Source organism: Komagataeibacter nataicola (assembly GCF_003207795.1).
Classification (GTDB): Bacteria; Pseudomonadota; Alphaproteobacteria; order Acetobacterales; family Acetobacteraceae; genus Komagataeibacter; species Komagataeibacter nataicola.
This window is the reverse complement of record NZ_NIRT01000033.1, coordinates 19,136-32,557: the sequence shown is the minus strand read 5'-3', so window position 1 is coordinate 32,557 and position 13,422 is coordinate 19,136. Positions and strand designations below refer to the sequence as shown.

17 protein-coding genes and 1 tRNA gene are annotated in these 13,422 nt (G+C 65.6%); 9 read left to right on the top strand and 9 right to left on the bottom strand.

What is annotated here, in order from left to right:
* The 5 genes from CDI09_RS14090 to CDI09_RS14070 form a co-directional block, all read left to right on the top strand.
* A partial coding sequence (locus tag CDI09_RS14090; protein WP_211308942.1) for a 6-phosphogluconolactonase occupies window positions 1-219 on the top strand: 219 nt, incomplete at its 5' end.
* 98 nt (window positions 220-317) lie between these two features.
* Entirely contained in the window at window positions 318-1,022 is a 705-nt protein-coding gene (gene rpiA / locus CDI09_RS14085; RefSeq protein ID WP_078525269.1) for a ribose-5-phosphate isomerase RpiA, read from the top strand.
* A complete protein-coding gene (locus CDI09_RS14080) occupies window positions 1,019-1,579 on the top strand; it encodes a gluconokinase (protein ID WP_167370189.1) in 561 nt (186 codons plus the stop codon). The genes rpiA and CDI09_RS14080 overlap by 4 nt, the downstream gene beginning before the upstream one ends.
* A complete protein-coding gene (locus CDI09_RS14075) occupies window positions 1,580-2,053 on the top strand; it encodes a low molecular weight protein-tyrosine-phosphatase (protein WP_078525265.1) in 474 nt (157 codons plus the stop codon). It begins immediately after the preceding gene.
* The gene (locus CDI09_RS14070) at window positions 2,050-2,871 is read left to right on the top strand and encodes a fructosamine kinase family protein (RefSeq protein ID WP_078525264.1); all 822 of its coding nucleotides are present in this window, start codon (window positions 2,050-2,052) and stop codon (window positions 2,869-2,871) included. Before CDI09_RS14075 ends, CDI09_RS14070 begins: the two co-directional genes overlap by 4 nt.
* A gap of 125 nt (window positions 2,872-2,996) precedes the next feature.
* Here the strand turns inward: CDI09_RS14070 and CDI09_RS14065 are convergent.
* From CDI09_RS14065 to CDI09_RS14055, 3 genes are all read right to left on the bottom strand, one after another.
* Window positions 2,997-3,073: transfer RNA gene (locus tag CDI09_RS14065), tRNA-Asp, on the bottom strand.
* A 138-nt stretch (window positions 3,074-3,211) separates the two neighbouring features.
* On the bottom strand, window positions 3,212-3,739 hold the full coding sequence (locus CDI09_RS14060; RefSeq protein ID WP_078525262.1) for a carboxymuconolactone decarboxylase family protein: 528 nt from the start codon (window positions 3,737-3,739) through the stop codon (window positions 3,212-3,214).
* Window positions 3,740-3,881: 142 nt separating this feature from the next.
* Window positions 3,882-4,424: a peroxiredoxin gene (locus CDI09_RS14055; RefSeq protein WP_061272360.1), complete on the bottom strand. Its 543-nt coding sequence runs from the start codon at window positions 4,422-4,424 to the stop codon at window positions 3,882-3,884.
* Window positions 4,425-4,551: 127 nt separating this feature from the next.
* Here CDI09_RS14055 and CDI09_RS14050 point away from each other — a divergent pair, with 127 nt between their 5' ends.
* From CDI09_RS14050 to CDI09_RS14040, 3 genes are all read left to right on the top strand, one after another.
* Window positions 4,552-5,487, top strand: a complete 936-nt coding sequence (locus CDI09_RS14050; RefSeq protein WP_078525260.1) for a hydrogen peroxide-inducible genes activator — start codon at window positions 4,552-4,554, stop codon at window positions 5,485-5,487.
* 98 nt (window positions 5,488-5,585) lie between these two features.
* Window positions 5,586-5,711, top strand: coding sequence for a type B 50S ribosomal protein L36 (ykgO, locus tag CDI09_RS14045; RefSeq protein WP_003617324.1), 126 nt, complete (start codon window positions 5,586-5,588; stop codon window positions 5,709-5,711).
* A gap of 100 nt (window positions 5,712-5,811) precedes the next feature.
* Complete coding sequence (locus CDI09_RS14040; RefSeq protein WP_249034034.1) at window positions 5,812-6,402, top strand: tetratricopeptide repeat protein; 591 nt, start codon at window positions 5,812-5,814, stop codon at window positions 6,400-6,402.
* A 118-nt stretch (window positions 6,403-6,520) separates the two neighbouring features.
* Here CDI09_RS14040 and CDI09_RS14035 read toward each other — a convergent pair whose 3' ends face one another.
* The 6 genes from CDI09_RS14035 to CDI09_RS14010 all read right to left on the bottom strand — a co-directional run bounded on the left by CDI09_RS14035 (window position 6,521) and on the right by CDI09_RS14010 (window position 12,244).
* Window positions 6,521-7,483 (bottom strand): peptidoglycan -binding protein, encoded by a 963-nt coding sequence (locus CDI09_RS14035; protein WP_078525256.1) that lies wholly within the window; start codon window positions 7,481-7,483, stop codon window positions 6,521-6,523.
* 26 nt (window positions 7,484-7,509) lie between these two features.
* Entirely contained in the window at window positions 7,510-8,556 is a 1,047-nt protein-coding gene (locus tag CDI09_RS14030; protein WP_078525254.1) for a coiled-coil domain-containing protein, read from the bottom strand.
* A gap of 12 nt (window positions 8,557-8,568) precedes the next feature.
* Window positions 8,569-9,525 carry an OmpA family protein gene (locus CDI09_RS18590; RefSeq protein WP_249034033.1) on the bottom strand — a complete coding sequence of 319 codons (957 nt, stop codon included), beginning with the start codon at window positions 9,523-9,525 and terminating at the stop codon, window positions 8,569-8,571.
* A 73-nt stretch (window positions 9,526-9,598) separates the two neighbouring features.
* Window positions 9,599-10,420, bottom strand: coding sequence for an inositol monophosphatase family protein (locus tag CDI09_RS14020; protein WP_167370254.1), 822 nt, complete (start codon window positions 10,418-10,420; stop codon window positions 9,599-9,601).
* A gap of 105 nt (window positions 10,421-10,525) precedes the next feature.
* Window positions 10,526-11,092: an elongation factor P gene (efp, locus tag CDI09_RS14015; RefSeq protein ID WP_078525250.1), complete on the bottom strand. Its 567-nt coding sequence runs from the start codon at window positions 11,090-11,092 to the stop codon at window positions 10,526-10,528.
* A gap of 87 nt (window positions 11,093-11,179) precedes the next feature.
* Window positions 11,180-12,244, bottom strand: coding sequence for a lysine-2,3-aminomutase-like protein (locus tag CDI09_RS14010; protein WP_078525248.1), 1,065 nt, complete (start codon window positions 12,242-12,244; stop codon window positions 11,180-11,182).
* A 51-nt stretch (window positions 12,245-12,295) separates the two neighbouring features.
* Here CDI09_RS14010 and epmA point away from each other — a divergent pair, with 51 nt between their 5' ends.
* Window positions 12,296-13,318 (top strand): EF-P lysine aminoacylase EpmA, encoded by a 1,023-nt coding sequence (epmA, locus tag CDI09_RS14005; protein ID WP_078525246.1) that lies wholly within the window; start codon window positions 12,296-12,298, stop codon window positions 13,316-13,318.
* Window positions 13,319-13,422 lie beyond the last annotated feature (104 nt).

Here is a 13,422-nt window from a genome sequence, read left to right as displayed (position 1 = left end):
GTCTCGACCTGCGTGCCCGATGATGCACCCCACACCCGCCTCACGCTGACCTATCCCGCCATCCATTCCAGCCGCCATGTGGTGTTCATGCTCGCGGGTGCCGGCAAGCGCGAAGCCTTTGCAAAAGTGCGTGCCGGTGACCCGGCGGAGCCTGCCAGCCACATCACCACCGAGGGCGAACTCATCTGGCTTATGGACAAGGCGGCAGCAGGGCAATAAGTGCGTGGCGTATCGTATCGGCATGATACGGTGCAGGGCCAAATAAAAACGACGGGGCACCCAAGGCCGGGATGCCCCGCAGGAAGAGGAAGCAGCGCATGTCCACCCATAACGCGGACCCACGGGCAGAACTGAAGCGGCAGGCCGCACTTGAAGCGGCTGACATGGTCAAGGAAGGCATGGTGGTCGGCCTTGGCTCGGGCAGCACGTCGGCCTTCATGATCGAGGAGCTGGGCCGCCGCTGGGCGGATGGCCTGCGCTTTTGCGCCATTCCCACATCCGAGCATTCGGCCGAGCAGGCGCGCTCGCACGGCATCAGGCTCGTCACCTTCGCCACCCATCCGCAGATCGATATCGACATCGACGGCGCCGATGAGGTCGAGCGCGGCACGCTCAACCTGATCAAGGGGCTGGGCGGCGCGCTGTTCCGCGAGAAGATCGTGGCGGCCGCCGCGCGCAAATTCGTGGTGGTGGTTGATGACAGCAAGATCGTCGATCGTCTGGGCACGCGTGTGCCGGTGCCGGTGGAAGTAGCCAATTTTGGCTGGACCAACACCGCCCGCCAGCTTGAAGCGCTTGGTGCCAGGGTCAGCCAGCGGCTGGACCGGGGCGGGAATGTGTTCGTGACCGATGGCGGCAACATGATTCTTGACTGCAATTTTGGCCCGATTGCCGATTCCGTTGGCCTGCAGCGCCAGCTTGAGCAGATCGTGGGCGTGATCGAGACCGGGCTGTTTATTGGCCGCACGTCGGAGGTGATCGTGGCCACCGCCGATGGGCTGCAGCGGCTGGGTGTGGCATGACCGGGCGGGCCTTGCAGGACCAGGGCATAAGGCCGCTGGTTCTTGTCATCATGGGTGTTTCGGGCTGCGGTAAAACGACCCTGGCCGAGGGGCTGCACAACGTGCTGGGCTGGCCCTACCAGGAAGGCGACCTGCTGCATCCGCGCGCCAATGTGGAAAAAATGGCCGCCGGCATTCCCCTGACCGATGCCGACCGTCTGCCCTGGCTTGAGCAATGCCACAAATGGCTGCTGGAGCGTGTGGCATCGGGGCAGGGGGGCATCCTGACCTGCTCGGCGCTCAAGCGTTCCTACCGCGATCTGCTGCGTGCGGATGGGGCGTCGGATATCGTGTTCATCTATCTCGAAATCCCCGAGGACACGCTCTACGACCGCCTCAAGCGCAGGCGCGGGCATTACATGCCGCCCAGCCTGTTGCCCAGCCAGCTTTCCACCCTCGAGGCGCCTACGGCGGATGAACACCCCATCGTGGTGCACCTTGAGGAAACGCCAGCCGCTCTCATTGCCGAGACGCTGGGAATTCTGGCGCAGAAATTTCCTGAACATAAAGAGGGCTAGATGACCACCTGCCCTGCCGTCCTGTTTGTGTGCATGGGCAATATCTGCCGCTCGCCGCTGGCCGAGGCCGCATTGAAGCAGGCAGCGCAGGCGGCCGGGCTGGAGGTCGTGGTTGATTCGGCGGGCACGGGCAACTGGCATGCCGGCTCCCCGCCCGACCGCCGGGCCTGCGCTGTCGCCCTGCGGCATGGCATCGATATGGGCCGCTACCGCGCCCGCGTGGTCCGGCCTGCTGATTTTACCCGCTTTACCCATATCATCGCGCTCGACCATGCCAACCTGGCGCATCTGCGGGCCATGCGGCCCGAGGGCGCACGGGCCGAACTGTCGCTGCTGCTCGACCACGTGCCGGGCAGGCACGGCGAGGCAGTGGCCGATCCGTATTATGGTGATGCCAGCGGGTTCGAGACCACATGGCGCGATGTCAGCATGGGCGCGCAGGCGCTGGTCAGGATGTTGCAGGCCCGGCCATGAGCCGTCTCGCCCGCCATGCCGCCACCCTGCTGGGGTCGGGACTGTGGAACTGGCGCCCGCTACAGGGCGGTGACATTGCCCAGACCCTGCTGGTCTACCTGAATGACGGGCGCAGTGTCGTGGCCAAGAACGGCCCCGACCCGCTGGCTGAGGCCGCCATGCTGCGTGCCCTTGGCGAGACCGGCGCACCCGTGCCCGCCGTGCTGGCGGTGGATGCGGATGCGCTGGTGGTGGAATACCGGCCAACCGAGGGCATGCTGGCCACCTGCTGGGGTGATCTGGGCCGCGTGCTGGCGCAGGTGCATGCGGGGCGGCCCGCAGGGGGCATGACCCGTTATGGCTGGGCCGGGGATTACGCCCTTGGCGCGGTCAGCGTGCCCAATGCATGGACCGGGAACTGGCCCGAATTCTGGGCACGGCACCGCCTTGGCGTGCATCTGGCGCATGTGCCCATAGATGTGGCCCACAGCCTTGAAAAACTCATGCGCCGCCTGCCGGACCTGCTGCCCGCAAAGCCCGCGCCGGCCCTGCTGCATGGCGATCTGTGGAGTGGGAACGTGCTGGTGGCGAACAGGCGCGTAACCGGCCTGATCGACCCGTGCTGCTATTACGGCCATGCGGAGGTGGACCTGGCAACAGCGGGCGTGTTTTCGCAGCCGCCAGCGGCGTTTTACATGGCCGGTGGCCCGCTGGAGGCGGGGCATGCGGTGCGCTTCGCCATCTATCGGCTATGGATCGCGCTGGTGCATCTGCGTCTGTTCGGCGTGACATACCGGCCCATGGTGGCGCAGTACCTTGATGAAAGCGGGTTCCGATAATAGCCTGAAATCATAAAAGCTTCGGAAGACGCCGCCTTTTTGAAAAAAGACAACACCCAGAAACTTTTTCTACTTATCCCTTACGGTATAGGGACAGTATTCATTTTAAGGAGGGCACCATAAGGTGGCGCGAGTGACGGGGCTCGAACCCGCGACCTCCGGCGTGACAGGCCGGCGCTCTAACCAACTGAGCTACACCCGCATCCGCTGCAACCCCGTGGGGCAGCAACCATTCGGTGAAAGGGCAAATAACAGGCTGGCCCCGTCATGGCAACAGGGCAGGCAAAAAAAAACGCCATGATCTTCCGATTCATGGCGTTTTTCAGGGCAGGGCCTGTTATCAGGCGGAAATTTCCACGCCTTCGAGCACAACAGCCAGCCCGCTTACGGTTGCGGCAATGCGCACGGCGGTCTGGATCTGCTCGGTGCTGATGCCCGCCGCGCGGAGCTGCTGCTCATGGCTTTCCATGCACATGCCACAGCCATTGATGGCCGAGACCGCCATGGACCACAGCTCGAAATCCGCCTTCTCCACGCCCGGCCGCGCGATGATGTTCATGCGCAGGCGCGCGGGCATTTTGGCATAATCGCCACCCACAAGATGCACGAAGCGGTAATAGACATTGTTCATGCCCATGATGGCTGCCGCGGCGCGTGCGGCCTCGAGCGCCTCGGGGGTGAGTCTCGAGCCATATTCGGCCACAAGCGCGTGGGTCAGCGCCGTGTTGCGCGTGGCAATGGCGGAGGCGACAAACGTGCCGCCAAGCTGCTGGGGCGTGAGCGTGATGTCATTGGCCAGCGTGCTGAGGTTGAGCTTGAGGTCCTTGGCGTAATCGGGCAGCGCGGCCTTGATGGAGTCGATCGACATGGGCTTTCTCCACGGGTGTCAGGGGGGTGTCAGGGGCATGGCCCCGCTTGTCCCCACACCTGCGCGTGGCAGGGATCGGGGCAGGCGGCGCGGGCTGCCGCGCGGGGCATGACCCGCGCGGAAACCCGGACTGGATAAGGGATCAGGCCTTGATGAAGGCGTCGCCCTTGTTCCAGTTGCACGGGCACAGCTCATCGCTCTGCAGCCCGTCGAGGATGCGCAGCACCTCCTGCGGGTTGCGGCCAACCGACAGGTCATTGACGCTGACATGGCGGATGATGCCCTCGGGGTCGACAATGAAGGTGGCGCGCAGGGCGGCGCCAGCCTGCTGGGCCATCACGCCGCAGCTTTCGATCAGCTCGCGCTTGATGTCGGCGAGCATCGGAATTTCGAGGGTCTTGAGGTCCTCGTGGTTCAGGCGCCAGTTCAGGTGCACGAAGGCGCTGTCGATCGACACGCCATACACCACGGCGTCACGGTCCTTGAACTCGCCATTGAGCTTGCCGAAGGCCACGATCTCGGTCGGGCAGACGAAGGTGAAGTCGAGCGGCCAGAAGAACACGACCTTCCACTTGCCTTCGTTGCATGCATCCGTGATCTGCACGAACTCGCCCTTGAGCCCTTCGGGCCCACCGGGAACGGCGGTCAGGTTGAAGGCGGGAAACTTGTCACCGACTGTCAGCATCAGGAAATCTCCTGTTCGGGTTAAAATATGGAACGGGCTGGTATTGCAACCCGGCAACTGTATCTATGGCGGGGATGCTGATATCATGCCAGTGAATTATTTATATCCACATTGATAGGCATTATCGATGATTCCGATGCCTTCCGCCCAGCAGCTCCGTTATCTGGTCTCGCTGGCCGAGCTGCGCCATTTCGGCCGCGCGGCCCGGGCCTGCGCTGTAACCCAGTCCACGCTTTCCGCCGGTATACTGGCCCTTGAGCGCCAGATGGATGTGAAACTGCTCGACCGCGAGGTGGGCAAGAAAGTCGTGTTCACCCCACTGGGTGACAGGGTGGTCTGCCAGGCCCGCCACGCGCTCGAGGCCCTGCAGGGCGTGCTCGACATGGCCGTGGCCTCGCGTGAGCCGATGAGCGGGCTGCTGCGGCTGGGCGTCATTCCCACCATCGGGCCGTTTGTCATGCCCGCCCTCGTGGGCCGCCTGCCGCGGCAGTACCCGCGGCTGCACCTCTCGCTGAGCGAGGATCTGACCCATAACGTGATGGAAAAACTCGCGCTGGGCCGGCTCGACGTCGTGCTGCTGGCCATGCCGTGCGACTGCGCCGATAGCGAGACCCTGCCGCTGTGGCGCGACCCCTTCATGCTGGTCATGCCGCGCGCGCACCCGTTTGCCCGCCTTGACGTGGTGCCGGTGCCCGACCTTGCGCATGAGCGCATGATCCTGCTCGAGGACGGGCACTGCCTGCGTGAGCAGACGCTGGCCATGTGCCGCCAGGCGGGCGGCTGGTCGCACCCGGAGGACGAGGCGCAATGCGCCGTCACCTCGCTGTTCACACTGGTGGAAATGGTGGCGGCAGGCATGGGGCTGGCGCTGCTGCCGCAGCTGGCGGTCGAGTCGCCGCTGATGGACTGGACTCGCCTGACCGTGCGCCCCGTAAGCGGCGCGCAGGCCTGGCGCACCATTGGGCTGGCCTGGCGGCCGCGCTCGCCCCGTGCGGCGGATTTCCATGCCATTGCCCCGCTTTTTGTGCCAGATTCGATCCCGCAGGCGAATTCCCTGCTGTAAATGGCGCCAGAATCCGCCGCCGGAGTTGACTCTTGGCGCAGGCAAGGGTATTCGGGCGCCTCTTTTGCGGCACATCGCCGCTAGTCGAGGGTCGGATCATGAAAATCAGAAACAGCCTGAAATCGGCCAAGGTTCGGGACAAGGACTGCCGTGTGGTCCGTCGCCGTGGCAAGGTCTACGTCATCAACAAGAAGAACCCGCGCATGAAGGCCCGTCAGGGCTGATTGCCAGGCGGCCTTGACCGTCCGGTTCATCTTTGAACAGCCGCAAAGCCGCGCAGGCAGGTTTTCAGTAACCTGTATGCGTGGCTTTTCGTGCGTACTCATGCTTGTCGCCAGCCTCTTGCCTCCGCCTGCCCGCGCGGCGGATGCTCCGGCCCACGGGCTTGACAGGCATGCAGCTCCGCCCGCCAGGGCGCATGGCAGCCCTGCAGCCGAGCCGTCGCTGGACAGTCTGGAGACAGAACTGGCCCATGCGGCCACCGCGCGCGGCGCGCGTGACCTGCTCGGGCGCATCGAGCAGTTGCGCCTGAAGGATCTGGCCCCCACCACCACGCTGCTGGTGCGCCGCGCGCAGGATGACCTTGACGCCCAGCGCCCGCTCGATGCCGAGCAGGACATGGATGATGCCCTGCTGCTCCAGCCTGATGTAGAGGTGTTGTGGCGTAACCGCGCGCAGGCCCGCCTTGCCGCCGCCAACCCCGATGGCGCGGTGGCTGACCTGGGCGTGGCCCTGCACCATGACGGGCGCGATGTCATGGCATGGAAGATTCTTGAAGATACGGAAGCGCAGCGCGGTGACTGGCAGGCGGCGTGGAAAGCGTGGCAGCATGTGGTGCAGCTTGAGCCCACCATTCCCGATGCGGCCCGCCAGACCGAGCAACTGCGCCTGAAGGCCTTTGGCCAGCCCACCTGATGGGCGTAACCAGAAAATAAAAGTGTCTGGGTGCCGCCTTTTTTCAAAAAGGCGGCATTCTTTACTGAAGCTTTTTGAAAAAGCTTCACCAAAAACTTTTAATCACGTTCTTCCCATCTCAGCGGTCAGTCAGGCGGAACTCGATGCGGCGGTTGCGCGCATAGGCCTCGGCCGTGGTGCCGTTATCAAGCGGCTGGTAGTCCGAAAAGCCGGTCGCGGCCAGATGGTGCGGGTTGATGCCCTCGGCAATCAGCAGTTTAACCACCGTAATGGCGCGCTCGGATGACAGCTCCCAGTTGCTGGGGAAGGCGGTGTGAATGGGCAGCCGGTCGGCATGGCCATCCACGCGCAGGATCCAGGGCACATCGGGCGGAATCTGGGCGGCAACCTGCTTCAGGGTTTTGGCGAGTACCTTGATCTCCTCCACGCCTTCAGGCGAGAGGTCGGCACTGCCTACGGGGAACAGTACCTCGCTTTGGAACACGAAGCGGTCGCCCACGATCTGCACGCCCTTGTGGTCCTGCATCACGCTGCGCAGGCGGCCAAAGAATTCGGAGCGGTACTGCTGTAGCTGCTCCACCTTGCGCGCCAGCGCCACGTTGAGCTGCATGCCAAGATTGTCGATCTTGTGGTCGCGCTCCTGCACGGCCTGTTCGCTGACCTCCAGCGCGGCGCTGACGGCGCTGAGCTGGGCGTTGAGCTGGGCAAGCTGCGTATCAAGCGCGCTGGCATGGCTCTGGGCGGTATCGCGCTCGCTGGTCTGCTGGTTGAGCTGGGCGGTAAGCGAGGTGGCGGTGGCCATGTCTGCCTCATGCTCCTTGTGCAGGGTGGCGATTTCGGTCTGGAGCGCTGTGGTGTGGCTGTGCTCGAGCGAGAGCATCTGGGCCAGGCGGGCCACCTCGTGCTCGAGCTGGTCAAGGGCCTGCTGGCGCTTGTTCAGTGTAACGGACAGGAAAGCCTGCCCCAGAACGAACACCAGCAGCACGAAGATGATGACCATGAGCAGTGTTGACAGCGCATCAACATAGCCCGGCCAGGCATTCAGTTCGGAACGGATCGAACGACGGGAACGGCGCGCCATGAAATAAACCTTGCCTTAGTCTGCGGTCAGGAAGCGGAGTGGCCCGTTCCGGGCGTGCTTGCGGCAATGGTGCGCGCGAGCAGGCGCAGGTCGTTGCGGATGTCGGCTGCCATCTGCTCGCGCCCTGCCGCCGATTCCTGCACAAGGCGGGCCAGCAGGGATTCGATGCCCTGCAGGTGGTCCTCGCCCCGGTTGTCGGCCAGTTGGGCCAGGCGGTCGTTCAGCGCGGTCAGCAGGCGCTGCTCCTGGGCGCGCGTCTCCTCGCCGCGGGCCATGAGGGCCTGCAGCTTTTCCATGTTCTCGGCGGTGTGCTCGAGCAGGGCCTGCACATAGGCGGGCACGCTGGCATCATTGCCGCCAACCTGCAGTCCGCCTGCCGAAAGGCGGGTGATGGTGGCCAGCCATTCCTCAAGCTCGTTGAAGAAGCGGGTCTGGGCCTGGCCTGCCGTCAGATCAAGGAAGCCCAGCACAAGCGCGCCCGCAAGCCCGAACATCGAACCCGAGAACGCCGTGCCCATGCCATGCAGCGGGCCTGCCAGCCCGGTCTTGAGCTGGTCGAACATGGCGTTGGTGTCGCCGTTGCCAGCCGACATGTTGCCAATCACATCGGCAATGGAGCCCACGGTCAGCAGCAGGCCATAAAACGTGCCGAGCAGGCCGAGGAAGATGAGCAGCCCGGTGAGGTAGCGCGAGAGTTCGCGCCCTTCGTCAAGGCGCGCGGAGAGGCTGTCGAGCAGCGACTGCATGACCGGGGCGGAAAGTGTGAGCCTGCGGCCCTTGTCGTGCGTGGCCAGCATCGAGGCCATGGGAGCGAGCAGGCGCGGTGGCGGCGGCGTGGTCAGCCCCTCACGCGGGTGGCGCAGGATGTTGACCCAGCGCACCTCGGGGATGAGGCGCAGGATCATGATGATGTTCCACGCCACCCCGAGCACGAGAATGCCGATGATCAGGCCATCAAGATAGGGATTGTTGCAGAACGCCTGATAGAGGGTGGGGGAAAGCAGGGCTGCGACAACCCCGACAGCCAGAAGAAACACAAGAACCCGCAAAAGGTAGGTCGTCGGTCGTGTCACGCAATGGTTTCCTTAATGCGCCGGTGGGTCGGTAGGGGTGTTTGAGGCCACCACACCGGAACGGGTTACGTCAACACAATCCGCACCCGCGCCCTGGGCGTTCTCATCGGGCAGGCCGATGGCGCGCACATAGATGCGGGTGGGGGCCACGCCCGCGTGGATCAGTACCGAGCGCGCGGCAAGCCCGCGGCTCAAGGCAACCCGCCGTGGCGTGGAGGGATCATCGGGGCGGCCTTCGCCATAGGCCACGATGTTGATGTGCTGGTCCGGCAGCTTTTGCATGATTGTGGCAAATGTTTGCAGGGCCGTAACCATGCGCGGATTCATGTCCGCTGACTGCGTGGTGAAGTGCAGGCGCGTGCCACCCGTAACCTTTTCCGCCCGGCCGCGTGCCTGCGGGTCGGCCTTGACCTCGGGCGGGGGCGTGAAGGGGTGCAGCGGCACATGCGTCTCGGGCGGGTGCAGCACCGGGTTGTCGGGTGGTCTGGCGGCTACCGGCGGCAGGGCGGCAATGGCGGCGGCGGGGGCGACTGCATTGGTGGCCCCGCTCGTGGTGGGGGGCGCTGTTGTCGCGTGCGTGCCGGCCGGGGCTGCTGCGGCGGGCGCTGGCGCGGGGCTTGCGGCCTGCGGTGCTGGCGCCGGGGCCGGAGCGGTTGCGTGACGGGTGGCGGGTGGCGGGGTGCTGGCACCCTTCCGTGGGCGGGCCGTGGGCGTGGGGGGCAGCTCGGCTGCGGGCGGCGCGCTGGTGGCGCTGTCCGGCGTGTCGGGCATGGTGGCGCCCGACAGGCTCATGCTGCCGCCATCGGGCAGCATGGTGGCGCGTTTCTTGGGGGCGCCAAGCGCGTCGAGCGCGCTCCTGCTGGTGGTGACCTGCGCCTGCGCACTGCCCAGCAGGGCGCAGGTGGCAACACCCAGCACGGCCAGCACGCGCGCGGACCGGCGGGGAAGGGAGGGGAATGTGTGCTGCATTATGCCCGGCAGGCTACCGGGCCGCAGGCGGGGGCGCAATCGGCAAACGGGCCACAGGGGCCCGTGCCGCGCATCAGTCGATGCTGCTGGCCACGAGTTCGCGCAGAGGGCCATGCATGTGGGGGTTGCCCACCACCGCATCGATGGAGGCCGCAAGATCGTTGAGATCCTCGCCCGCCGGGTCGGTTGCGTAGCCACCGGCCTCGCGCACGAGCAGGATGCCGGCCGCGCAGTCCCACGGCTTGATGCCCAGTTCCCAGTAGCCGTCATACCGGCCAGCCGCGACCCAGGCGAGGTCGAGGGCGGCGGCGCCGAATCGGCGGATGCCCGCCACCTGCGGCATGAGCGCGCCCAGCGTGCGCGCAAACGACAGGCGGTTGCGCGCCGAGACCTTGGCGAACGGAATGCCGGTGGCGAACAGCGCCTCGTTCATCGACCGGCGGGCCGATACGCGCAGGCGGCGGTCGTTGAGGAATGCGCCAACGCCCTTTTCGGCCCAGAACATCTCGTTGGCTACGGGGTTGTACACCAGCCCTGCCACGATCTCGATCGTGCCATCGGGCAGGCGGCGCTGCAGGCCGATGGAAATGGCCCAGTGCGGCACGCCGTGCAGGAAGTTGGTGGTGCCATCGAGCGGGTCGATCACCCAGCGCCATGTCCAGCCTTCGCTGCCCGAGGCACCGCTTTCCTCCATCAGGAAGGCGTAGCCGGGCCGGGCGCGTGCCAGTTCCTCGTGGATGGTGGTTTCGGCCCGCAGGTCGGCCTGCGAGACGAAATCGCCAGGCCCCTTGATGCTGACCTGAAGCTGCTCGACTTCGCTGAAGTCACGCAGAAGGCGGCGTGCGGCCTTCTGGGCAGCGTTCTGCATCACCGTCATATGGGGAGAGAGTCGCATTGCCACGGTGATCGGTCCTGTCTGGTTCGGCGGTGGAACGGGTGTGAAGGGTGAAGGAAAAAACGGGAGGCGGCCTGCATGCGGGCAGGCTGCCGCCCCGTGGGGTCAGGACTTGGCGCGCTCGACGTAGCTGCTGTCCTCGGTGCGGACCACGATGCGCTCGCCGGCTTCAATGAAGGGGGGCACCATGGTTTTCACGCCGTTGGACAGGCGGGCGGGCTTGTAGGACGAGCTTGCCGTCTGGCCCTTCACCACAGGGTCGGCCTCGACCACCTCAAGGGTCACCTGGGCTGGCAGCGTCACGCCAACCGGGTCGCCTTCCACGAGGTTGAGTACCAGGGTCATGTTGTCCTGCAGGAAGGGGGCCTGATCGCCCAGCAGGTCAAGCGGCAGGAGCAGCTGCTCGAAGGTCTCGGGGTCCATGAGCACGATGTTGTCGCCGTCCATGTAGGAGTAGGTGTATTCCTTCTCCTCGGTCATCAGGCGTTCAACGGTGTCGGCGGTGCGCCAGCGCTCGTTGGTCTTGTTGCCGGTCTTGAGGTCGCGCATTTCCACCTGGATGAATGCGCCACCCTTGCCCGGCGTGATGATCTGCTGCTTCAGGACCGTCCAGCGACGGCCGTCGTGCTCGATGACCTGCCCGGCACGGATCAGGTTTGCCTGCTGCTTCATGGTGGTCCCTGTGATGGTTGTGGGAAGTATGGCGGTTCGGCTTCTAGCGCCCCGCGCGCGGAAGGGCAAGGTTTCGCGCCCTTCTTTTCAGCCCCGTTCGCGCGCAAGGCGGTGCAGCGTGCCATCAGGCGCCAGTGCATGGAGCATGCCATCGGGCCCGGTGCGCAGGTAATCCGGCCCGATCGGCACCTTGCCATGCCCGCCGGGAATGTCGAGCACATAGGTCGGCCAGGCAATGCCCGTCACCCGCCCGCGCAGGCTGGCCAGCAGGCGCTGCCCCTCGCGTATGGGCACGTGAAAGCGCGCGGTGCCGGGTGCAGGGTCAAGCTGGTGCAGGTAATAGGGGCGGATGCGGGCGGCCACCTGCGCGCGCAAAAGCGCCTCGAGCGCCTCGGGCGTATCATTTACGCCGCGCAGCAGCACGGATTGCCCCAGCACCGGTATGGCGCGCGCCTGCACGCGGCGGATGGCGGCGCGGGCTGCGGGCGTGAGTTCGCGGGCGTGGTTGACATGAAGCACCAGCCACATCGAGCGCGTGGTCTCGAGGGCTGCGGCCATCGCCTCATCCAGCCGGTCGGGATCGGCCACCGGCACGCGGGAGTGGATGCGGATGGTGTGGATGTGCGTCATGCCCTCAAGGGCCTGCATGATCATGCGCATGCGCCGCGCCGAGAGCATGAGCGGGTCGCCGCCGGTCATCACGACTTCATGAATGTCCGTATGCGTGCGCAGCCAGTCGAGCGCGCGCACAAGGGCGGCCTCATCAAGCACGCCGCCGCCGGGGCCGACATGCTCGCGGCGGAAGCAGAAGCGGCAGTAAAGCGGGCAGACCAGCAGCGGCTTGAGCAGCGCGCGGTCGGCATAGCGATGCACGATGCCCGGCACGGGGGAGAGTGCGTCATCGCCAATCGGGTCCGGGTCTTCCGTGGGGTCGGTATGGCATTCCGCCGCATCGGGAATGACCTGGCGGCCGATCGGGTCATCCGGGGTCTCGATCAGGTCGGCAAAGGCGGGCGGAATGGCGGTGGCGTAGTGTTGCGCCACATTTTCCAGCGCCGGGGCCTGCGCGGGCGTGATCAGTCCTGCCGCAAGCAGGTCGGCCACGCTGCGCAGCGTGCGCGGGGGCTGGGGGGGATTGACCGGGAGTGCCATGCGGGGGCTGTACTGCGCGTATCCGTCCGCTGCAACCAAAGAGCGTGCCCCATGCCCGAGTCCCTGCCTCCACGCCCCGACTGCGCCCGCATTGCCGACCGGCTGCCGCGGCTATTGCGCCGCAACCTCGTGCTGCGCGGGGTGCGGGCGTTTTTTGATGCGCGTGGCTATACGGAAGTCGAGACCCCCTACGCCGTGCCGACTCCGGGCGAGGAAGTGCACCTCAAGGTGTTTGCCACCGAGCGCGCGGGGGTCGATGGCAGCCGCGAGCGGTTGTGGCTGCACACCAGCCCGGAATTCGCCATGAAGCGCATCGTCGCCGCCACCGGCCTGCCCGTGTACCAACTGGCGCGGGTGTGGCGCAATGAAGAGGGCAGCAGGCTGCACGCCCATGAGTTCACCATGCTGGAATGGTACCGCCCGGGTGCGACGCTGGCAGGGCTGATGGATGAAACCGAATCCCTGCTGCGCGCGGTCCTGCCGCCGGTGGTGCGGGCAGGGGAAAATGAAATCAGTACGACTGCCCCCTTCGAGCGCCTGACGGTTGCCGAAGCCTTCGCGCGCTATGCGGGGGTGGACATTCTTGCCCATGAGGGCGACGCCCCGGCGCTGGCTGAGGCGGCAGGCTGTGACCTGCGCCGGGGCGAGACGTGGGAGGATCTGTTCTTCCGCCTGATGATGGCGCGCATCGAGCCGCATATCGGCCGCACGCGCCCCACTTTTCTCACCCACTGGCCCGCAAGCCAGGCGGCGCTGGCCCGGCGCGATCCCGCCGACCCGCGCGTGGCGCTGCGTTTTGAGCTTTATGCAGGGGGCATCGAACTGGCCAATGCGTTTGAGGAACTGACCGACCCCGCCGAGCAGCGCGCCCGCTTTGAGGCCGACCGGGCGCGGCGCGCAGCCCTGTACCCCGGCGAATCCGGGCTGGACTGGCCGATGGATGAAGCCTTTCTGTCAGCCCTTGGCACCCTGCCGCCCTGCGCGGGCATTGCGCTGGGCTTTGACCGGCTGGTGATGCTGGCGGCGGGCACGAACCGCATTGCGGATGTGCAGTGGCTGGGAGCCGGATCGTAAAATACTAGAAAGTAATAAAAGTTTTTGGGTGCCGCCTTTTTTCAAAAAGGCGGCGTCTTTTCGAAGCTTTTTGAAAAAAGCTTCACCAAAAACTTTTATTCTTT